Annotated in this window: 13 protein-coding genes; 4 read left to right on the top strand and 9 right to left on the bottom strand. The window is 72.0% G+C overall.

Annotation, left to right across the window (positions count from 1 at the left end):
• Positions 1-48: 48 nt before the first annotated feature.
• From QSK22_RS08585 to QSK22_RS08595, 3 genes are all read right to left on the bottom strand, one after another.
• The gene (locus QSK22_RS08585; RefSeq protein WP_285493480.1) at positions 49-1,260 is read right to left on the bottom strand and encodes a globin domain-containing protein; all 1,212 of its coding nucleotides are present in this window, start codon (positions 1,258-1,260) and stop codon (positions 49-51) included.
• A gap of 10 nt (positions 1,261-1,270) precedes the next feature.
• The gene (locus tag QSK22_RS08590) at positions 1,271-2,689 is read right to left on the bottom strand and encodes a beta/alpha barrel domain-containing protein (RefSeq protein WP_285493481.1); all 1,419 of its coding nucleotides are present in this window, start codon (positions 2,687-2,689) and stop codon (positions 1,271-1,273) included.
• A gap of 333 nt (positions 2,690-3,022) precedes the next feature.
• On the bottom strand, positions 3,023-4,705 hold the full coding sequence (locus QSK22_RS08595; protein WP_285493712.1) for a GAF domain-containing sensor histidine kinase: 1,683 nt from the start codon (positions 4,703-4,705) through the stop codon (positions 3,023-3,025).
• A 265-nt stretch (positions 4,706-4,970) separates the two neighbouring features.
• On the opposite strand from QSK22_RS08595, the gene QSK22_RS08600 reads away from it, so the two are divergent.
• Complete coding sequence (locus tag QSK22_RS08600) at positions 4,971-5,957, top strand: Acg family FMN-binding oxidoreductase (RefSeq protein WP_285493482.1); 987 nt, start codon at positions 4,971-4,973, stop codon at positions 5,955-5,957.
• Between the two features lie 49 nt (positions 5,958-6,006).
• Here QSK22_RS08600 and QSK22_RS08605 read toward each other — a convergent pair whose 3' ends face one another.
• The 5 genes from QSK22_RS08605 to QSK22_RS08625 all read right to left on the bottom strand — a co-directional run bounded on the left by QSK22_RS08605 (position 6,007) and on the right by QSK22_RS08625 (position 14,639).
• The gene (locus QSK22_RS08605) at positions 6,007-9,585 is read right to left on the bottom strand and encodes a discoidin domain-containing protein (protein WP_285493483.1); all 3,579 of its coding nucleotides are present in this window, start codon (positions 9,583-9,585) and stop codon (positions 6,007-6,009) included.
• Positions 9,586-9,641: 56 nt separating this feature from the next.
• Positions 9,642-11,189, bottom strand: coding sequence for a glycoside hydrolase family 13 protein (locus tag QSK22_RS08610; RefSeq protein ID WP_285493714.1), 1,548 nt, complete (start codon positions 11,187-11,189; stop codon positions 9,642-9,644).
• Positions 11,190-11,299: 110 nt separating this feature from the next.
• Positions 11,300-12,268 carry a carbohydrate ABC transporter permease gene (locus QSK22_RS08615; RefSeq protein WP_285493484.1) on the bottom strand — a complete coding sequence of 323 codons (969 nt, stop codon included), beginning with the start codon at positions 12,266-12,268 and terminating at the stop codon, positions 11,300-11,302.
• 12 nt (positions 12,269-12,280) lie between these two features.
• Complete coding sequence (locus QSK22_RS08620; protein WP_285493485.1) at positions 12,281-13,201, bottom strand: carbohydrate ABC transporter permease; 921 nt, start codon at positions 13,199-13,201, stop codon at positions 12,281-12,283.
• A 55-nt stretch (positions 13,202-13,256) separates the two neighbouring features.
• On the bottom strand, positions 13,257-14,639 hold the full coding sequence (locus QSK22_RS08625; RefSeq protein ID WP_285493486.1) for an ABC transporter substrate-binding protein: 1,383 nt from the start codon (positions 14,637-14,639) through the stop codon (positions 13,257-13,259).
• A gap of 394 nt (positions 14,640-15,033) precedes the next feature.
• On the opposite strand from QSK22_RS08625, the gene ctaD reads away from it, so the two are divergent.
• Positions 15,034-16,716, top strand: coding sequence for an aa3-type cytochrome oxidase subunit I (gene ctaD / locus QSK22_RS08630; RefSeq protein WP_285493487.1), 1,683 nt, complete (start codon positions 15,034-15,036; stop codon positions 16,714-16,716).
• Between the two features lie 284 nt (positions 16,717-17,000).
• Here the strand turns inward: ctaD and QSK22_RS08635 are convergent, their stop codons facing one another.
• Positions 17,001-18,032 (bottom strand): LacI family DNA-binding transcriptional regulator, encoded by a 1,032-nt coding sequence (locus QSK22_RS08635; RefSeq protein WP_285493488.1) that lies wholly within the window; start codon positions 18,030-18,032, stop codon positions 17,001-17,003.
• A gap of 244 nt (positions 18,033-18,276) precedes the next feature.
• On the opposite strand from QSK22_RS08635, the gene QSK22_RS08640 reads away from it, so the two are divergent.
• Both QSK22_RS08640 and QSK22_RS08645 read left to right on the top strand, forming a co-directional pair.
• A complete protein-coding gene (locus tag QSK22_RS08640) occupies positions 18,277-19,317 on the top strand; it encodes an Acg family FMN-binding oxidoreductase (protein ID WP_285493489.1) in 1,041 nt (346 codons plus the stop codon).
• A gap of 105 nt (positions 19,318-19,422) precedes the next feature.
• Entirely contained in the window at positions 19,423-20,811 is a 1,389-nt protein-coding gene (locus QSK22_RS08645) for a cytochrome ubiquinol oxidase subunit I (protein WP_285493490.1), read from the top strand.
• The last annotated feature ends 25 nt before the right edge of the window (positions 20,812-20,836 follow it).

Below are 20,836 nucleotides of genomic sequence, written 5' to 3' on the forward strand. Positions count from 1 at the left end.
CCGGGGGGCGGTGCTCGCTCGTTCCCCCCGGCGGGGTCCCGGTGCCGGTCAGTCGGTCTGGCCCCACAGGTCCGGGCCGAAGACCTCGTAGTGGATGCGCTCGTCGGAGACTCCCGCGGCGAGCAGCTCCCGGCGGATACCGCGCATGAACGCGATGGGGCCGCACATGTAGACGCGGGCCTTGGGCGGCAGGGACAGTCCGTCCAGGTCCATGAGACCGGTGCGGACCTCCTCGTCCGCCGATGAGGCGGCGCCGTCCGGCTCCTCATACCAGGTGATCCGCCGGACGCCGGGCATCGCGCGGGCGGCGCTGGTGATCTGGCCGCGCAGCGCGTGCGTGCCGGGGGAGCGGTCGGCGTGCAGCGCCAGCACGGGCCGGTCGGGGGCGGTGGCCGCCAGGTGGTCGATCATCGCCGCGACGGGGGTGACGCCGATGCCCGCGCTGATCAGCAGCAGCGGGTCGGAGTCGTCGTCCAGCACCAGGTCGCCGAACGGCGGGGACACCTCCAGCAGGTCGCCCTCGGCGACGTTGCGGTGCAGGAAGGTCGACACCGCCCCGTCGGGCGCGCCGTCCTCGCCGCGCACCCGGCGCACGGTGATCTGGATGGCGTCGCCGGTCGGCACCCGTGACAGCGAGTACTGGCGGGGCTGGCGCAGCCCGTCGGGCAGTGTCACGGCGACGCTGACGTACTGGCCGGGACGGTATCCGGGGACGCCCTGCCCGTCGGTGGGCTCCAGGACGAAGGAGAGCACGTCGTCGGTTTCCGGGCGCCGCTCCGCCACCCGCCACGGGCGGAACGCGTCCTCGGGCGTGCAGGACGCCTCGTGGTAGAGCCGCGCCTCCTCGGCGACCAGCAGGGTGGCGAACAGCCAGTACACCTCCGACCAGGCCGCGTGCACCTCGGGCGTCACCGCGGGGCCCAGCACCTCCGCCACCGCCTCCAGCAGGTGGCGGCCGACGATCGTGTACTGGTCGGGGCGCACGCCGAGGGAGGCGTGCTTGTGGGCGATGCGCGACAGCAGCAGCTGGATGGACGCCGGCCCGCCCTCACTGGTAAGCCGTTGCGCGAAGGCCGCCACCGCAAGCGCCAGCGCCTGCCGCTGCTCCCCGTTGGCCTGGTTGCCTTGGTTGAACAGGTGGCGCAGCTCGGGATGCGCGGCGAACATCGCATCGTAGAACGTCGCGGTGATCTGGGTGCCGTGGTCTATGACGGCGGGCAGGGTGGCCCGCACGGTGTCGGCGTGATCGGGCGACAGCATGGGTCTCCTCTCAGCGGTTCAACAGGTAGTCGACGGCGTCGGCGGCGGTGTAGTCGCCGCCGGGTCCGTCGAGCAGGTCGGGGAGGAAGCCGAGGTCCTGCCCGAGCGTCAAAAGCGGCGGCTCGGTGTAGCCGTCCGGGCGGTGCTGGGCCAGACCGATCCCGGCGACGAGCCCGTTGCACAGGCAGCGCCGCCCGGCGGTGTCCTCCGCCGCTCCGCCTTTACGGATGTAGTCGTCGACCGGTTCAGCGGGGCAGCGGAAGCCGACCGCGCCGTTGGCCCTGACGTACGGGGTACGCAGATAGCCCAGATCGCACAGGCGCGGGCGGTCGCGGTAGACCTCCGCTTCCGACAGCGTGCCGGGCAGCTCAGCGACCTTGAACGGGAACCCCGCCGGCGAGGCGTCCGGGTCGTTGCGCACCCGCAGGCCGCCTGTCAGGGCGGCCTGGAGGAGCCGCCGCCGCAGCCGGGGGTCGAGGCCCGACTCCCGGCACAGCGCGAAGATCGTCCCGGCCTGGATCCCGGCGGCGCCGGACGAGCGGGCCGCGGCGGCCGCACCGGGGGCGGCGTGCCCGCCGGCGAGCCAGAACGGCGCACCGAGCGCGGCGATCTTCGCCGGGTCGACGCGGTCCCGCGGCCCGTAGACCGGCTCGCCCGCCTCGTCCAGCCGCAGCCGCCCGCGCGGCGGGGCGCTGTGCCCGCCCGCCACCGGGGACTCCACGACGAACCCGTCGGGGCGGGTCTGCGGGGACCGGTGCAGGTACGCGGCCAGCACGGCGGAGGAGACGATGGCCAGGAACCGCGGCCGGGCCGGCGGCGCCGCCGCCCCGGTCAGCTCCGACGGGGTGAAGGCGATGGTGCGGCCGCGTTCGGCGCCGGCGACGGTGACGGTCAGCTCGCCGGTCCTGCCCGCGGCGAACGCGTCCAGCAGGGCGGGGATCTGCGTGGGGATCCCGGCGCCCATCAGCACGTAGTCCACCCCGGCGAGCATCGCGCCGTAGACCGCGGCCGGGGTGGCGAGCTGGATCTTCTCCAGGTAGTTGATCCCGACGGGACCGCCGTGCCCCTGCCTGGCCAGCCACACCTCGGAGAAGTTGGCCGCGGCGGTCAGCTCGTCGCGGGCCCGGGAGGGGCGCAGGCCGAGCCTCGGCACGGGCCGGAACGGCCGCCCGGGGGCGATGCCGCCGGGGACGAAGTAGCGCCGCAGGATCCGTTCGGCGACCTCGGGGACGGGGAAGGCGCCCAGCGCGCGGCGCAGGTGGCCGCCGGGGTCGCCGAGCTGGAGGCGGCGCGCCAGCAACACGTCCAGGGCCACCCCCGAGACGACCCCGAGCTGACCGGTCCGGGCGACGGCCCGCGCCAGCCGCCACCCGGAGACCCCGGCTCCCATGCCGCCCTGGATCAGGGCCGGGAGAAACGGCTCAGCCACGGCGCACCCGCGCCCGCGCGTCCCCGGAACGGCGGGTCCCGCCGGCGGCGGAGGGGGTCGCAATCGGCAGAGCGATGCCGACGGCGCCGCGCGGCGGCCGTCCGGGGCCGATGGGCATGAAGACTTCCTCCTCGGAGTGCGCCGGCTCCGGCGGCTGTGCACCCCGCCCCGGGCCGGCCTGTGTGCCGGTGCGCCGCCCGCCGGTCTCCGGCGGGCGGCCGAGTCACATCCTGGGTCACCGGCCCGGCGCGGCGGCCGGGACTTTGGTCCCGAAAAGGCAGACCTTTCGGCACACCGGGACGATATGGAACGTGACGTGCGGCACGCCGCGGGTCAGTCGTCGTCGCCGAGTGGCGCGCGCCATACCAGCGACGTTCCGCCGCCGGGACGCGGCCGCGTCCGGAAGGAGCCGCCCAGCCCCTCGGCGCGCTCGGCCATGTTGCGCAGCCCGCTGCGGCGGCCGCCCTCGGGGATGCCCACGCCGTTGTCCTCCACGCGCAGCACCACCTCCTCGTCGCGGACGTCGACCGCCAGGTGCGCCTCGGTGGCCCGGGCGTGCCGGGCGACGTTGGACAGCGCCTCCCGCGCGACGGCCACCAGGTGCTCGCCGATCTCGTCCGGGACGGCGGTGTCCAGCAGGCCGTCCAGCCGGACCGACGGGGCGAAGCCGAGGTTCTCGGTGGCCGCGTCGGCGACCTGGTGCAGGCGGTTGCGCAGGCCCTGGTCGTCGGGCGCGGTCTGCAGGGCGAAGATGGTGGAGCGGATCTGCCGGATGGTGTCGTCCAGGTCGTCCACCGCGCGCTGCACCCGGACCGCCACGTCCCGCCGCTGAGTGATCTTGCTCGCGCTCATCAGCGTCATGGCCGTGGCGAACAGCCGCTGGATCACGGTGTCGTGCAGGTCCCGGGCGATGCGGTCGCGGTCCTCCAGCAGGGCCAGGCGCTCGGCGTCGCGGCGCCGCCCGGCCAGCTCCAGCGCCACCGCCGTCTGGCCGGCGAACGCCTCCAGCAGCCGCTGGACGACGTCGCTGAACGCCGCCGTGCTCGGCGGGTTCACCAGGGCCAGCACGCCGCGCGCCGAGGCGCCCAAACCCAGCGGAACGACCAGCAGCGGACCGGGCTGCGATCCCGCGGCGAGCGCGGCGCCGTGCGGCACGGCCGTGCCGTCCACCACGCGCAGCGACGCGCCGGTGCGGTACACCTCGGCGGCGGCGCCCTCGTCGATCGGCACGCGCAGCCCCCGCGGCGGGTCGCCGTGGGCGCCGTCGGCGGCCTGCAGCACGAACTCGCCTGCGGACTGGTCGGCCAGCCACACCCCGGCCACCGCGGCGTCGGCGATCTGCCGGGCCCGCCGCGCCACCAGCGTCATGGCCTGGTGCGGCTCGGTGCCCGACAGCAGCGCGGTGGAGATCTCCGCCAGGGCCTCCAGCCAGCGCTCCCGGCGCCGCGTCTCGTCGTACAGCCGGGCGTTCTCGATCGCCACCCCGGCCGCGGTGGCCAGCGCGACCACCATGGCCTCGTCGTCCTCGTCGAACTGTGCGCCGCCGGCCTTCTCGGTCAGGTACAGGTTGCCGAAGACCTCGTCGCGGACCCGGATCGGCACGCCCAGGAACGTGCGCATGTGCGGATGGTCCGGCGGGAACCCGTAGGCCTCGGGGTGGGTGGTCAGGTCGGCCAGCCGCAGCGGTCGCGGCTCCTTGATCAGCAGGCCCAGGATGCCGCGCCCGTGCGGCCACTGCCCGATGGCCTCGATCTCCTCCTCGCTCACCCCGACGGCGACGAACCGGGCGAGCCGCTCGCCCTCCCCGCCGATCACGCCGAGTGCACCGTACCGGGCGTCCACCAGCGTGGTGGCGGCCTCGACGATGCGGCGCAGCACCGTCTCCAAATCCAGTTCGCTGCCGATCGACACGACGGCCTCCAGCAGCGCGTGCACCCGGTCGCGGGTGACGCGCGCCGCCTCCAGCCGCACGTGCAGCTCGGCGAGCAGATCGTCCAGCCGCAGCTGCGGCAGCATCAACCTGACGCGTTCGTCGTCGTCCTGAGCCACCGGCCAAGTCCTCACCGTGGGCGCGGGCGATATGAGGGTCCGAAAGAATCGTGGTGCGGCGCCCGTCCGCTGTTCTCCGGGCGTCACCACGAGGTTAAGGGATCCCCTCGGCGACCCCTCCTCGGGGCATGCGGGCTCCGCGTTGGTCCTGTTGATCAGAGGACCTTCGTCCCTGGGGTGCCGGTTCCGCCGCGGCGAGGCTGGGCGTGACAGCAGCATGTGGAGGTCCGCCATGCCCCACCCCTTCGCCACACACGTCGGCATCCGCCGCTTGGTGACGGCGGCGATCGCCGCCCCGTCGGTGCACAACACCCAGCCCTGGCGGTTCCGGTGCGAGGACAAGCGGGTCCTGGAACTGCACGCCGACCCCGGGCGCAGGCTGCCGGTGCTGGACCCGCGCGGACGGCTTCTGCACATCAGCTGCGGGGCGGCGCTGCTCAACCTGCGGCTGGCGATCCGGGTCACCGGGCACCGGCCGCTGGTCCAGCCGATCCCCGACCCGGGGCGGCCCACGCTGCTGGCGGCGGTGCGGGCCGAGCGGGCGCCCGGGCCGTCCCTGACCGACGCGGAGCTGTACGCCGCGATCCCGCTGCGGCACACCAGCCGCCGCCCGTTCTCCAAACGGCCGGTGCCGCAGGAGGTCCGCCGGGAACTGGTGGCCGCCGCCCGGGCCGAGGGGGTCGCGCTGAGCCTGCCGGGACCGCAGGCCACGGCCTACCTGCTCAGCCTGGTCGCCGCCGCGGACCAGGAACTGGCCGCCGACCCCGGCTACCTCGCCGAACTGGCCCGCTGGACCTGCGACGGCGGTCGGACCGACGGCGTCCCCTCGTACACCTTCGGGCCCCGGCCCAGCGGACGCGGCGTGCCCGTGCGCGACTTCGGCCTCGCCCGGCCCGTGTCCGGACGGGAGGTCGACCACTTCGCCGCGCGGCCGCAGCTGGGCGTGCTGATGACCCGCGGCGACGAGCCGGAGGACTGGCTGCGGGCCGGGCAGGCGCTGCAGCGGGTGCTGCTGACCGCCACCCGGCGCGGGGTGTCGGCCTCGCCGATGACGCAGCCGCTGGACATGCTGGACCTGGACCGGGAGCGGGACCTGCAGCGGCGGCCCGGCATGCCGCGCGCGTCCGGCCACATCCAGATGATCATCCGGTTCGGCTACGGGCCGCCGGTGCCGGGTTCGCCCCGCCGTCCCTTCCCCGAGGTCCTCGAACGCGCCTGACCCGGCGGACGAGGGGGCCGCGGGGCTCCGCCCGCGGCCCCCGGTGGAGTCACGGGTTCTGGATGATGGTGAAGGTCGTCGTGGTGTTGCGGATGTCCTCGTCGTTGTCGGTCAGCCGCAGGCCGTTGAACGTGGCCGAGCCGACGGCGGGGCCCTGACCGGGTTCGGGCAGCTCGTTCACCCAGATGCCGAAGCCGGACTTGGCGTCGAACTCGTCACCGCTCTTGCGCGCCCCGGAGATGGAGATGTCGGTGAAGACGGTGTCGGTGATGGGATTGAGCGGCAGGCCCCCGCTGTACTTGGTCTGGAACATGATGCCCGAGTATGTCGGGTCGACGATATCGACGTCGCTGATGCGGATGCCCCGGAACGGGAATTCGCCGGAGAACAGCCACAGCGCGGGGAACGTCTGCTGCCCCCAGAAATGGCCGCCCGCCCGCACCAGCGAGATGTTCTCGAATTCCGTCTGCGGATCGGACTCGAAGCCCAGCGCGGGAATGCCGCCGAACTGCAGCGTGCCGATGGTGATTCCGGAGTAGACGAGGGTGTCGGCGATGTGGATGTCGCGGAAGGTGTTGCCGCCGCCCCCGTACACCGCCAGCCCCGCGGCCCGCCAGGTCAGCAGGGAGGTCAAATTCTCGTAGACGTTTCCGGTCTGCTGCTCGTTGCGGTGGTCGACGGCCGGGAACAGCGCGAAACTGTCGTCGCCGGTGGTGCGGGCCTCGATGTCGCTGACCCTGTTTCCGCTGCTGCCGTTGGTCAGGTTCACCCCGTCCGCCCACATGTTCCGGATCCGCGAGTTCTTGATGACGGAGTCATCGACGTTGGTGCCCCAGAAAAGGCACACCATGTGCTCGGCCCAGATGTCGTCGATGGTCATGTCGGCGACATCGCTGAAATCGAACACCTTGCCCGGTCCGTCGATGCGTGCGGTGTAGTTGCCGAAGAAGGAGAAGCCGGAGAAGGTGGAGCCGTTGGCGGACGCGTCCGCGCGGAATCCCGCGTCGGTGTTCTGCCGGTCCGCCGGGGTGCGGAACCGGGTGAACCACGGCCCCGCGCCGACGATCTTGACGGCCTTGCCGTAGACGTCGAACTTCTGCGCGGTCTCGTAGTCGCCCGGCGGCAGGTACACGCCGACCAGGTTCGCGTCCTGGCGCGCCCGGTCCAGGGCGTTCTGCACATCCTGGTGGGTGAACCCGGCGGGCACCGCGTACTTCGCGGGGTCGGGGTTGGGTTCGGCCGCCACCTGCTCGGTGTTGATGAAGTCGATGGCGTAGCTGGTGGTGTTGGCCGCGTCCTTCTGCAGTTTGATCTTGCTGCCCTTCGGCACGGTGGTGCCGAGCATCAGGTTGGCCTCGTCGTAGATGTGCCGCGGCGGGCCCGCGCTCGGCGAGTCGGTCGGACCGGCGTCGTCGCCGTACACCCACGTGTAGCGGGACGTCAGGTCGATGGCCTTGAGGAAGACGCCGTCGACGTAGACGTTCAGCGTCGCGTCGATGCCGCCGCCGCCCGGGGCGTCCGGGATCGAGTAGCGGACCACCAGCGTGTTGGTGGGCGCCCTGGTGGTGAACTCGACGCTCGCGCCGGTGGTGGTGAGCCGCACCGCCCGCCGTCCGGACGCCTCGCCCGCCAGGTCGCCGACGGTGCGGTTGGGCCCGACCACCGTCGCGCCCCCCGCGAGTGCGCCGTCCTCGGCCTCGTACATGTCGTACGGCACGGCGGCGCCGCGTCCGACGAACAGCGAGCGGGTGGAGGTGTTGTTGGCGCGCTTGGCGGGGACCTCGTTGGCGTCGTCGGCGACCACCGTCCGGACGGTGTACCGGCCGTCGGCCGCCGTCCAGGTGCCCAGGTCGATCGGCGCGGTGGACGCGCCCGCGGCCAGCTCCCCGGTGTAGGAGCCGTTGAGGGTGCGCACCGCTTTACCGGAGGCGTCCAGCACGGTCAGGGTGATGGCGTGCGCGCCGCCCGCGGCGGCCAGCGTGCCGTCGTTGCGCAGCGTCACCGCGAAGGAGACGGTGTCGCCGCCGCGCGGGTTGCCGGGGCTCCAGGTGACCGCGCCGGCAGCCAGGTCGGAGCTGGACACCGGCGCGACGGTGAGCCGGGCGGTGCGGGTGTTGTCGGTCTCGTTGAGCTCGATGTTGTCGTCCGCGGCGTCGGCCGTGGCGGCGACGGTGTACGACCCGGCGTCGCGGGTGCCGGCGGACGCCGTCACCGTGGTGCTCGCCCCGGCCGCCAGCGAGCCGACGGACGCGGACCCGACCTTCTGGCCGTCGATCGCGAAGTCGAGCGTGCCGGGGTCGGCGGCGCCGGTCCCGGCGTTGCGCACGGTGGCCCGCAGGGTGATGTCGTCGGTTTCGGTGGGGGACTGCGGCGTCCAGGAGACGTCGGTGACGGTCAGGTCCGGCGTGGGGCCGGGGACGCCCATGACCTGCAGTTCGGCGACCTGGGCGCCGGGGGCGCCGGTGTTGGCGGTGAACTTCAGCCGCACCTCGGCCGCGTTCGCCGACACCGGGATCGTCACGGTGTTGCCGGTGGACGGGTCGAACGTGTAGGTGGCGGAGGGCTTGATGGTGGTGAACGAGCCGCTGCGGCTGCCGCGTCCCAGCACCTCGAAGGTCTGGGTGCGGGTCGTCCAGGCCGCGTCGGGGTTCAGCTTGACCACGACGGACGTCAGGTCCGCCTTGGCGCCCAGGCTCACGGTGAGCGTGGCCGGGTAGGCGCCCGGGGCGGACTCCCAGTAGGTCGCGGTGCTGTTGTCATTGGCGTTGGCCGCGACGAACGAGTACACGTGCGACGAGGCGGTGACGGGCTTGCCCGCGGCGAGGTTGGTGTCGCCGCCCTGACCCTGCCGCGTCACCACGTTGCTGCTGGGGGAGACGTTGCCCGCCGCGTCCCTGGCCCGCACGTAGTACGACACCGTCGCCGTCACCGGCTGGGTGTCGGTGTAGGTGAGCACGTCGCCCGCCACGCTGCCGCGCAGTGCGTCGTTGGCGTAGATGTCGTAGGCGGTGACGCCCACCGCGTCGGACGAGGCGTTCCACGTCAGCCTGATCTGCCCGGGGGAGGGCTCGGTGAAGGCCAGGCCGGACGGCGCGGTCGGCGGCTGCCGGTCGCCGCCGGCCGGCCCGTACACCTCCAGCTCCGACAGCTGCCCGGCGGGCCAGCCGGTGTTGGCGGTGATGAGGATCCGCACATAGCGGGTGAGCGTGGTGTCGTAGGTCAGTGTCACGGTGTTGCCGGAGGACGGGTCGAAGACCTGCCCCTGGGACCGCACCAGGTCGGTGTAGGCGGTGCCGTCGGTGCTGCCCTGGACCGACAGCGTCTGCGTGCGCCTGCCCCAGTCGGTGACGGGAAGCTTGAGGACGACCTTGTTGGTGTCGACGGAGGCGCCCAGGTCGATCTGGATCCACTGCGGGAAGGCGTTGTTGGCGCTCTCCCAGTAGGTGGCCTGGTCGCCGTCGTTGACGTTGGTGGCGACGTACTCGGCGTTGGAGCTGCTGGCCGACACCGTCTTGCCCGCCGCGAGGTTGGTCTCGGCCGCGGCGGCGGGGGTGACCGGCGGGCCGAGCAGGGTGCCGGACGCGGCCAGGGCCACGGCCAGCAGGAGCCGGGTCAACTTTCGTCTCATCGCTGTTCAGCTCCCTCGGTGTGTGGGGGTGGGCACCAACAGGGGAGGAGCGGGGGTCAGCGCAGCCAGACGGCGGTGTCCGGCGGCAGCAGGCCGCTGTGCAGCGGTTCGCTGGCCAGCAGCACCTCGCCGTCGACCGGCACGGGGGCGGCGCCGAGGTTGACCACGCAGGTCAGGCCGGAGTCGCGGGTGAAGGCGAGCACGTCGTCGCCCATCGGCAGCCAGCGCAGGGTGCCGTCGCCGAGCTCGGCGGCGCGCAGGCGCAGGGCGGCGCGGTAGAGGGACAGCATCGAGGACGGGTCGGCCTGCTGCGCCTCGACCGTCAGGTCCTTCCAGTCGGCGGGCTGCGGAAGCCACGGCGTCCCGGTGCCGAACCCGAACGGCGGCTCGACGCCCGACCACGGCAGCGGCACCCGGCAGCCGTCGCGGCCGCGGTCGGTGTGGCCGGAGCGGTGCCAGATGGGGTCCTGCCGCAGCTCGTCCGGCAGGTCCTCCACCTCGGGCAGGCCCAGCTCCTCGCCCTGGTAGATGTAGACGCTGCCGGGCAGGGCCAGCGACAGCAGGGCGGCGGCGCGGGCGCGGCGCAGGCCGAGCGCCGGGTCGGTCGGCATGCCGTGCTTGCGGTCGGCGTGGTCGAAGGAGGTGTCGGCGCGGCCGTAGCGGGTGACGGTGCGGGTCACGTCGTGGTTCGCCAGCACCCAGGTGGCGGGGGCGCCGACCGGCGCCAGCGTGGCGATGGTGTCGTCGATGACGGCGCGCAGCGCGGCGGCGTCCCAGGGGGCGCCGAGGAAGGGGAAGTTGAAGACGGTGTGCAGCTCGTCCGGGCGCAGGTACCGGGCCAGCCGCTCCTGGTCGGGCAGCCACACCTCCCCGACCAGCATCCGGCCGGGGTAGGTGTCGGCCAGGCGCCGCCACTGCCGGTACACGTCGTGGACGCCGTCGCGGTCGGTGTAGGGGTCCAGGCCGTCGGGTGCGGCGTCGGGGTCCTTGACCAGCACCGCGGCCGAGTCGACGCGGAACCCGTCCACGCCCCGGTCGAACCAGAACCGCAGCACGTCCAAGAACTCGGCGTGCACGTCCGGGTGGGTCCAGTTGAAGTCGGGCTGCTCGGGGGCGAACAGGTGCAGGTACCACTCCCCGTCGGGCACCCGCGTCCAGGCCGGGCCGCCGAAGATCGACTGCCAGTCGTTGGGCGGCGCGTCGCCCTCGCCGCGCCGGAACCAGAACCGGGCGCGTTCGGCGGAGCCCGGCCCGGCGGCCAGGGCCTTGCGGAACCACGCGCTCTGGTCGGAGGTGTGGTTGGGCACCACGTCGAGGATGACCCGGATGCCGAGGGCGTGCGCCTCGCCGATGAAGGCCTCGGCGTCGGCGAGGGTGCCGAAGACCGGTGCGATGCCGCGGTAGTCGGCGACGTCGTAGCCGCCGTCGGCCATCGGCGACAGGTACCAGGGGTTCAGCCAGACGGCGTCGACCCCCAGGTCGGACAGGTAGGGCAGGCGGGAGCGCAGCCCCGCCAGATCGCCCACGCCGTCGCCGTCGCCGTCGGCGAAACTGCGCAGGTAGACCTGGTAGATCACGGCTCCCCGCCACCATGCTTCGGGCATGCTCACGCGCTCCTCGCAACTGTCTCTGGGTGCTGTCTACGTGCTGTCGGGTGGGTGTCCGGTGCCCGGGCCGGGTGCGGACCGCCGGACGGTGGGCAAGGGGCGGGCCGTCAGCCCTTGAGGCCGCCCGCGGTCAGTCCGGCCATGATGTGCCGCTGGAACAGGAAGAACACGACGATGGTCGGGATGCTGGCGATCACCAGTGCCGCGGTCATCGTGGTCTGCGGCATGTTGGCCCGCAGCGAGGCGATGCCCACGCTGATCGTCATCTTCTCCGGGGCCTGCAGGACGAGCAGCGGCCAGGCGAAGTCGCGCCACACGTTGACCACCGTGAAGATCGACACCACGCCGAGGATCGGCCGGGACACCGGCAGCACGATCGACCACAGGGTCCGCAGCGGCGACGCCCCGTCGACCTGCGCGGCCTCCAGCAGCGCCGAGGGGATCGCGTCGAAGAAGCGCTTGAGCAGGAAGATGTTGAACCCGTTGGCGACGGCGGGCAGCCAGATCGCCCACGGCGTGTTCAGCAGATCCAGCCGGACGATCGGCACGTCCTTGACGGTCAGGTAGGCCGGCAGCAGGATCACCGTCGGCGGGATCATCAGCGTGGCCAGCATGCCCAGCAGGACCGCGTTGCCGAACACGGGCCGCAGCTTGGACAGCGCGTAGGCGGCGGCGACGTCGAAGACCAGCGTGAACGCCCAGGCGCCCGCCGCGTACCACAGCGTGTTCAGCAGAAACCGGTCGAGGTTCATCAGCCTCCACGCCTGCCGGTAGCCGTCGAGGGAGAAGCTCGACGGGACGTAGGTGGGCGGGATGCGGGCGAACTCCTCGCCGGACTTCATCGCCCCGGTGACCATCCAGTACAGCGGGAACACGAAGACGGCGGTGAACAGCAGCACCGTCGACACCAGGACCAGCCAGTAGATCCGGCGGCCCCAGCGCGAGCCGAGCTGGTGCGGCGACAGGATCGTCCGCTGGTCGCCGGGCAGCGGCTTGGGGCGGCGCCGCGCGGGGACGTTCTTGCGGCGCGGCGGGGCGGACGCGGCGGGCGGGCGGGTGGCGGTGAGAGGGGGCATCGTGGCGGCCTTCTAGGTGTTGTCGCGCGACAGGCGCAGGTAGGCGGCGGAGAAGACGATCAGGACGAGCATGAGCATCAGCCCGAGGGCGCTGCCCCCGCCGAAGTTCTGGTAGTTGAAGGCGTACTGGTACATCAGGTAGACGACGCTGAGCGTCGCGTCCTCCGGTCCGCCTCCGGTCAGCAGGTACGGCTCGATGAACACCTGCATGGTGGCGATGATCTGCAGCAGCAGCATCACCAGCAGGATCAGCCGGGTCTGCGGGATGGTGACGTGCCAGATCCGGCGGAAGGTGCCGGCGCCGTCCAGCTCGGCGGCCTCGTACAGCTCGCCCGGCACGGTCTGCAGCGCGGCCAGGTAGATCAGCGTGCCGGTGCCCAGGTTCATCCAGGTGGAGACGATCACCAGCGAGATCAGCGCGGTGTCCCGGGAGTCCAGCCAGCTCAGGCCGGGCAGGTGCACCAGTGCCAGCAGCTGGTTGAACAGGCCCGGCCCGGGGTCGTAGAACCACTTGAACAGCAGCACCGACACCGCCGGGGGCAGCATGACCGGCAGGTACACCACGAACCGCAGGTAGCCGCGGGCGTGCCGCAGCTCGTTGAGCACCAGCGCGATCGCGAACGGGACCACGTACCCGCACAGCAGGGCGAGCAGGGTGAACATCGCGGTGTTGCGCCAGGCGGGCCAGAACGCCGGGTCCTGCACCACCGCCCGGATGTTGTCGAGCCCGACCCACTCGGGCGGGTCGACGAAGTTGTTCTTCTGGAAGGCGAGGACGACCTCGCGGGCCATCGGGTACCAGGAGAAGAACGCGAAGCAGATCAGCGCGCCGCTGAGGAAGCCGTAGGCGGTGAGGTTGCGCCGTGCCGCCAGGCCGAGCAGCCGCGGCCGCGTCCGCGCCGGGCCGGGGCGCCTGCTGCGCGAGACGGTCATCGTCTCCCTTTCCGGTGGGGGCCCGGGGGCGCCGGGCGGCGCCCCCGGGAGGGCGTCAGTTGCTGCGGGCCAGCAGGGCGTTGACCTTCTTCTCGGCGTCGGCCAGCAGCTGGTCGATGTTGGCGTCCTTCCTGGTCAGGACGGCCGACATGACCCCGTCGAGGATCGCGTAGATCGCCTGCGCGTTCGGCGGCTCGACCTTGGGCGTGACGGCGGGCGACCCGCTCTCGTACGGGGCGAAGTTGTCCACGGGCACGGTGGCGTACTGCCGCCGCAGCGCGCGCTCCTGCGAGCCGCTGGCGCCCGTGCCCCACAGCAGGTTCTCCGGTACGCCGACCGGGCGGCCGTCGGCCTTGAACCGCCGGTAGTCGAACTGGCCCTGCCCCGGCGTGAGGTTGCGGAAGTCCAGCCACAGCATGGCGGCCTTGATCTGGTCCGGGGTCGCCTTCGGGTTGATCATGTAGGCGTCGCCGCCGAGCAGGGACGCCTTGGCCTCCGGCAGCGTGGTGACGCCGATGTCCTCGATCTTGGCGCCGAAGTTGAGGAAGGTCTCGACGGCCACGTCGGGCGCGCCGACCATCATGCCGAGCTTGCCGCTGCCCATCATGCGCATGAGGTCCTCCCAGCGCAGCAGCTGCTTGGTCCCCATGGACCCGTCGGTCCAGCGCATGTCCTTGAGCGTCTGCAGGACGGCCCGCCCGGCGGGGCCGTTGAATGCGGCCTTCCTGCCGTCGGGCGTGACGACGTCGCCGCCCCGCCCGTAGAGCTCGGCGGTGAAGTGCCAGCCGCCGGTGTTGCCCGCGCTGTACTCGCCGTACCCGACGTACCCGGGGCCCAGCGCGGTGATCTTCTTGGCCGCCTCGCGGACCTCGGCCCAGGTCGTGGGCGGCTTGTCCGGGTCGAGCCCGGCCCGGGCGAACAGCTTGCGGTTGTAGACCAGCCCCATGGTGTAGCCCTTGCGGGGCACGCCGTAGACGCGGCCCTTGCCGTCCTGCAGCGCCTTGACGAACTGCGGGTTGACGTCCTTGAGCCGCTTGAGGGCGCCGATGTAGGGGGTGATGTCGGCGGCCTGCCGGTTCTGGATGATCTTCTGGGCGTCGGTGTAGTAGACGTAGTAGACGTCCTCCATCTGCCCGCCGGCCAGCTTGGCCTGGAACGTCTCCGGGACGATGCAGGGGAAGGCGTCCTTGCTGACGATCGTGATGTTCGGGTACCTGGCCTGGAACGCCTTGACGTCGGCGTCCCAGACGGCCCGCTCGGCCTTGGCCGTCTTCGGGGGCTGACAGCCCACCGTGATCGTCACCTTCGTGTTCGGATCGAGCGGCCCCGCCGACGCGGCGGCCCCGCGGTCGTCCTGCCTGCTGGACTTGGCACCGCACGCGGTGCCGGTGACGGCGAGCGCCGCGGACAGCAGCACCGCCACTGGACGGAGTCTCATCGGGGGTCTCCTCCTCGGGGGATTGCGAGGAAGATACAGAGACCTACATCACAGCGCAAGACCCGAATTTTTTAGCGCAAAAACTCGACAGCATGATCGCAATTGGGATGTGTATCTGGACGACGGAGGCCTGCTCGACGGCGACCGCGTCGTCGGTGGACACCCGCGGGAACGCCGGCTCCGACACGCACGCGTTCCACGCAAGCAAGCGTTCACTTCTTGCGGAAACCTTGTAAGCGAACCGCTCCCCGCGGTGCGGGCGGCTCCGCAGGGGGAGCTGCTCCGGACGGCGCGGGGCGAAGGTCCCACGCGGCGGAGCCGTTAGTCCCTGGCCGCGTTGCGCACTGATCATCTGAGATGTACGGGCCCGTCCTCCGAGTCATGGAGTTGCCGCATGACGTCCATCCCCGCCCTGCCGGCGGAAACGGCCGACAGGCCCGCGACGCGCAAAGGAACCCTTCTGGTCTCCTGGCTGTCGTCGACCGACCACAAGGTGATCGGCTACCTCTACCTGATCACCTCCTTCGCCTTCTTTCTCATCGGCGGCGTCCTGGCCCTGGTCGTCCGCGCCGAGCTGGCGCATCCGGGAAGCCAGTTCCTCTCCAACGAGCAGTACAACCAGGCGTTCACCATGCACGGCCTGATCATGCTGCTGCTCTTCGCGACGCCGTTGTTCACCGGGTTCGCCAACGTGGTGATGCCGCTGCAGATCGGCGCCCCGGACGTGGCCTTTCCGCGGCTGAACATGCTGAGCTACTGGCTGTTCCTGTTCGGCGGGCTGATCGCGGCCGCGTCCTTTCTCACCCCGGGCGGCGCGGCCAGTTTCGGCTGGTACATGTATCCGCCGCTGTCGGACGCCGTGCACAGCCCCGGCATCGGCTCCGACATGGGCATCCTGGGCCTCACGATGGGCGGTTTCGGCACGATCCTTTCGGCCGTCAACTTCATCACCACCATCCTGTGCCTGCGGGCGCCGGGCATGACGATGTTCCGGATGCCGATCTTCACCTGGAACGTGCTGCTGACCAGCGTGCTGGTGCTCGCGATCTTCCCGGTGCTGGCGGCGACGCTGCTGGCGCTGGAGTCCGACCGCAAGTTCGGCTCCCACATCTTCGACCCCGAGACCGGCGGCGTGCTGATCTGGCAGCACCTGTTCTGGTTCTTCGGGCATCCGGAGGTGTACGTGATCGCGCTCCCGTTCTTCGGGATCATCTCCGAGATCATCCCGGTGTTCAGCCGCAAACCCGTCTTCGGCTATGTGGGCATGGTGGCCGCCACCCTGGCGATCGCCGGGCTGTCGATGAGCGTGTGGGCGCACCACATGTTCACCACCGGCCAGGTGCTGCTGCCCTTCTTCTCGTTCATGACGTTCCTGATCGCCGTGCCCACCGGGATCAAGTTCTTCAACTGGATCGGCACGATGTGGCGCGGGAACCTGACCTTCGAGGCGCCGATGCTGTTCGCCGTCGGTTTCCTCGTGACGTTCCTGTTCGGCGGGCTGACCGGGGTGCTGCTGGCCTCCCCGCCCATCGACTTCCACGTCAGCGACTCCTATTTCGTCGTCGCCCACTTCCACTACACGCTGTTCGGCACCGTGGTGTTCGCCATGTTCGCCGGGTTCTATTTCTGGTGGCCGAAGATGACCGGGAAGATGCTGCACGAGGGCTGGGCCAAGGTGCACTTCTGGACCCTGTTCCTCGGCTTCCACGGCACCTTCCTGGTCCAGCACTGGCTCGGCGTCCAGGGCATGCCGCGGCGGTTCGCCGACTACCCCGCCGAGTTCACCACCCTCAACGCCCTGTCCACGGCCGGAGCCTTTCTGCTGGGCGTCTCCACGCTGCCGTTCCTGTGGAACGTCTACCGCACCGCCAGGTCGGCACCGAAGGTCACGGTGGACGACCCGTGGGGCTACGGCGGATCGCTGGAGTGGGCCACCTCCTGCCCGCCCCCACGGCACAACTTCAACGCCATCCCGCGCATCCGGTCCGAGCGGCCGGCGCTCGACCTCCACCATCCGCACGCGGACACCGAGCCGCGCGAACCGCGGAAGCCGCAGGAGCCGCACGAATCGCGCTGAGGGGATCGCGTCGCGGAGCGCTACACGGGGCGGGAGGGCCGGCGGAACCCTGCGGAAGGCGGGTCCTACCCTGCCGATCGGACAGGTGTCCCTGGTGGAGCCGGGCGCCTGGCTTCGGCGCAGAGTGCGCCATACGCGATATCGGTGGGACCCATTCGTGAACGCAAAACTCGACAACGACTTTGCAAGTTGGATGTGTGCCCGGAACCACGGAAGCCGCCGCCCGTGCGGGCGGCGGCTTCCGCGGCGGTCTGTGCGGCGGCTCGGGCGGTGGCGCGGGGCGGTCAGCCGGCGTCGGCGCGCCTCGGCGGCGCGGTCGACCCGCGGACCACCAGCTCGGGCTCGTAGAGCAGCTCCTCGGCGGGCACCGAGCCGCGTTCCATCTGGTTCACCAGCATGGCGACCGCGGCCCTGCCCATCGCCTCGATCGGCTGGCGGACCGTGGTGAGCGGCGGGTGCGTGCAGTTGATGAACGCCGAGTCGTCGAACCCGACCACCGACAGGTCCTCGGGGGCCGACAGCCCGGCCCGGCGCACCGCCCGCACCGCGCCCAGCGCCAGCACGTCGCTCGCGCAGATCACCGCCGTGAATCCGGCCGCGATGATCCGCGTGGTGACCGAGTGCCCGCCCTCCAGCGAGAACATCGCGTGCTGCACCGCCTCGTCGGGCACCTCGCCCGCGATCGCCCGGAACGCCGCCAGCTTGCGCTGCGAGGGGACGTGGTCCTCGGGCCCCAGCAGCAGCGCGATGCGCTCGTGCCCCAGCGAGGTCAGATGCGTGTAGGCCTGCTCGACGGCGACCGCGTCGTCGGTGGACACCCGGGGGAACGCCAGCTCCGGCACGCACGCGTTCACCAGCACCACGGGCAGCCCCAGCTCCATCAGCCGCAGGTAGTGCTCGTGCGGGGAGTCGAGCTCGGCGTAGTGCCCGCCCGCGAACACCATGCCCGACACCTGCTGGTCGACGAGCATGTTGACGTAGTCGGCCTCCGACAGCCCGCCCGCAGTCCGGGTGCACAGCACGGGCGTGAACCCCCGCTGGGCCAGCGCGCCTCCGATCACTTCGGCCAGCGCCGGGAAGATCGGGTTGCCCAGCTCCGGCAGCACCAGGCCCACCAGGCGGGCCCGCTCTCCGCGCAGCTGCGTGGGTCGCTCGTAGCCCAGCACGTCGAGCGCGGTGAGCACCGCCGCCCGGGTGGCCTCCGACACCCCCGGCCGGCCGTTCAGCACCCGGCTGACCGTCGCCTCGCTGACCCCGACCTTCTTCGCGACCTCGGCGAGCCGCCGAGTCCGCGCGGACTCCCCTGACTGACTCATTGCGCAAGCATACGACAGACTCGCGCAAGCGAAGGCGGTTCCTTGCGCAAGCGGACGCAAGCGGTGGGGTGCGGCGGTCGGCCTCGAAAGCGTTTTCCGAGGTGACGGGGCGATCCCGGTTTCACCCGGGTCCGGGCGGGAACCGCCGTAGGGCCGCCGCGGAATGGACCTTGGTCCCTGTCGGGGGCGACGGGCCCAGTGGTGCGCTGAAGTCAGCGGGAAAGCTGTGATCAGGAGCGGCATCATGAACCCTACGCGGCCGTCCGGCACCACCGTGCCGCCGGACCGAAGGCTCGCCCTCGACGTGCGGCAGGCCATCGAGGCGGCGGTGTGGGCGCCGTCGCTGCACAACACCCAGCCGTGGACGTTCGCCCTGCGCGGCGACCGCGTCAGCCTGCGCGCCGACCCGGACCGGCGGCTGGCCGCGGCCGACCCGGACGGCCGCGAGATGCTGATCAGCTGCGGGGCGGCGCTGCTCACCCTGCGGATCGCGCTGCGCGGGCTGGGCTACGCCCCGAAGGTCAGGCTGCTGCCCGACCCCGACCGGCCGCACCTGCTCGCGGACGTGCTCCCCGGCGAGCCGTCCGCCGACCGCGAGGACCCCGACCACCTGGTGGCGCACGTGCGCCGCCGGCACACCCACCGGGGCGGGTTCCGCCCGACCCCGGTGCGGCCCGGCCTGCTGTCGACGCTGCGCTGGGACGCCGAAGCGGAGGGGGCGCGCCTCATCCAGGCCGTCGAGCCGCACACCAAGGGCGCGCTCGCGGCGCTGACGCAGGTCGCCGAGCACGTGCAGCGGCTCGACCCCGCGTGCGCCGCCGAGGCGGCCCGCTGGGCGCCCGCCCCCGGCAACACCCGGCAGGAGGGCGTCCACCACGAGGCGTACCCGCGCCAGGAGCCGCGCACCGAGCCGTACTTCCCCGGCCGCGACTTCGCGCGCGGCTTCGGCTGGGGCGTGCCGCCCGAGGCGGCCTGCCCGGAGGAGGATGGGCGGCAGCCGGTGACCGGGGTGGTGCTGATGCTCGTCACGGCCGGGGACGGGCCGGCCGACTGGCTGCGGGCCGGGCAGGCGCTGCAACGCGTCCTGCTGCGCGCCGCCGGGGACGGGCTGGCCGCCGCCTTCCACACCCAGCCGCTGGAGGTGCCGGAGCTGCGGGCGTTCATCCGGTCCCGCTTCTGCCACGGGCTGCACCCGCAGGTGTTGATGCGGCTCGGCGAGCCCGTCGGCCCGGAACTGGTCACCGTGCGCCGCTCGGTCGACTCCGTCATCGTCGACGAGACCTGAACCGGCCTTCCCGCCGCTGTCACCGCCGCCTGTCCTTGACACCGGCCCACGACCCCCGCGCCGCAACCCCGTGGCGCACCCCCGACCCGAGGAAAGACAACGACGTTGAATGCCTTGGATCTGTCCCGATGGCAGTTCGGGATCACCACCGTCTACCACTTCATCTTCGTGCCGCTGACCATCGGCCTGTCGGCCCTGGTGGCCGGCATGCAGACCGCCTGGCACCGCACGAAGAACCCGCTCTACCTGCGCATGACCAGGTTCTTCGGGAAGCTGTTCCTGATCAACTTCGCGATGGGCGTGGTCACCGGCATCGTGCAGGAGTTCCAGTTCGGCATGAACTGGTCGGACTACTCGCGGTTCGTCGGCGACGTGTTCGGCGCGCCGCTGGCCATGGAGGGACTGCTGGCGTTCTTCCTGGAGTCCACCTTCCTGGGCCTGTGGATCTTCGGTTGGGACCGGCTGCCGCCCCGGCTGCACCTGGCCACCATCTGGTTGGCCTCGATCGGCACCATGCTGTCGGCGTACTTCATCCTGGCCGCCAACTCCTGGATGCAGCACCCGGTCGGCTACCGGATCGACCCCGAGACCGGTCGGGCCGAGCTGACCAGCATCTGGCAGGTGCTCACCAACTCCACCGCGCTGGTGACCTTCCCCCACGTGATCTTCGCGGCGCTGCTCACCGGCGGCCTGTTCGTCGCCGGGGTGGGCGCCTGGCACCTGGCGCGGCGGCGCGAGGTGCCGCTGTTCCGCCGCGCCACGCGCGCCGGCCTGGTGGTCTCGCTGGTCGCGGCCATCGGCGTGACCGTGTCGGGCGACCTGCAGGCGCGCGTGATGACCGAGCAGCAGCCGATGAAGATGGCCGCCGCCGAGGCGCTGTACGAGACCTCCGCGCCCGCCTCCTTCTCCCTGTTCACCATCGGCTCGCTGGACGGCGGCGAGGAGCTGTGGAGCCTGCGCGTGCCGCACGTGCTGTCGTTCATGGCCACCGGCGAGCCGGACGGCACCGTCGAGGGCGTCAACGACGTGCAGCGGGCGTACGAGCAGCGCTACGGGCCCGGCAGCTACACGCCGGTCGTCCCCGTCACCTACTGGACGTTCCGCCTGATGATCGGATTCGGGTTCCTGGCCGGGCTGCTGGCCGTCGCCGGGCTGTGGCTGACCCGGCGCGGACGGCTGCCGAGCGGGCCCTGGTTCCACCGCGCCGCGCTGGCGGGGATCGCGCTGCCCTTCCTGGGCAACACCATGGGCTGGATCTTCACCGAGATGGGCCGCCAGCCATGGGTGGTGATGGGCCTGATGCGCACACGCGACGGCGTCTCGCCCGACGTGTCCACCGGGGAGGTGGTCGCCTCCCTCACGGTGTTCACGGTGCTGTACGCGGTGCTGGCGGTGGTGGCGGTGGCGCTGATGGCCCGCCACGCCCGCAAGGGACCGCCGCCGCAGGACCAGGCGCCCGCCGCCGACGAGCCCGTGCCCGCCTTCTCCTACTGAGCTCGCGCAGCCTGTAGCGAGCCGC

Origin of the sequence: Actinomadura sp. NBRC 104425, from assembly GCF_030269545.1 — a bacterium.
GTDB lineage: Bacteria > Actinomycetota > Actinomycetes > Streptosporangiales > Streptosporangiaceae > Spirillospora > Spirillospora keratinilytica.

Coding starts and splice junctions, on each gene's coding strand:
- QSK22_RS08585 (WP_285493480.1), bottom strand. CDS start 1,260: ATGCTGTCGCCCGATCACGCCGACACCGTGCGGGCCACCCTGCCCGCC.
- QSK22_RS08595 (WP_285493712.1), bottom strand. CDS start 4,705: ATGCTGCCGCAGCTGCGGCTGGACGATCTGCTCGCCGAGCTGCACGTG.
- QSK22_RS08600 (WP_285493482.1), top strand. CDS start 4,971: ATGCCCCACCCCTTCGCCACACACGTCGGCATCCGCCGCTTGGTGACG.
- QSK22_RS08605 (WP_285493483.1), bottom strand. CDS start 9,585: ATGAGACGAAAGTTGACCCGGCTCCTGCTGGCCGTGGCCCTGGCCGCG.
- QSK22_RS08610 (WP_285493714.1), bottom strand. CDS start 11,189: ATGCCCGAAGCATGGTGGCGGGGAGCCGTGATCTACCAGGTCTACCTG.
- QSK22_RS08615 (WP_285493484.1), bottom strand. CDS start 12,268: ATGCCCCCTCTCACCGCCACCCGCCCGCCCGCCGCGTCCGCCCCGCCG.
- QSK22_RS08620 (WP_285493485.1), bottom strand. CDS start 13,201: ATGACCGTCTCGCGCAGCAGGCGCCCCGGCCCGGCGCGGACGCGGCCG.
- QSK22_RS08625 (WP_285493486.1), bottom strand. CDS start 14,639: ATGAGACTCCGTCCAGTGGCGGTGCTGCTGTCCGCGGCGCTCGCCGTC.
- ctaD (WP_285493487.1), top strand. CDS start 15,034: ATGACGTCCATCCCCGCCCTGCCGGCGGAAACGGCCGACAGGCCCGCG.
- QSK22_RS08635 (WP_285493488.1), bottom strand. CDS start 18,032: ATGAGTCAGTCAGGGGAGTCCGCGCGGACTCGGCGGCTCGCCGAGGTC.
- QSK22_RS08640 (WP_285493489.1), top strand. CDS start 18,277: ATGAACCCTACGCGGCCGTCCGGCACCACCGTGCCGCCGGACCGAAGG.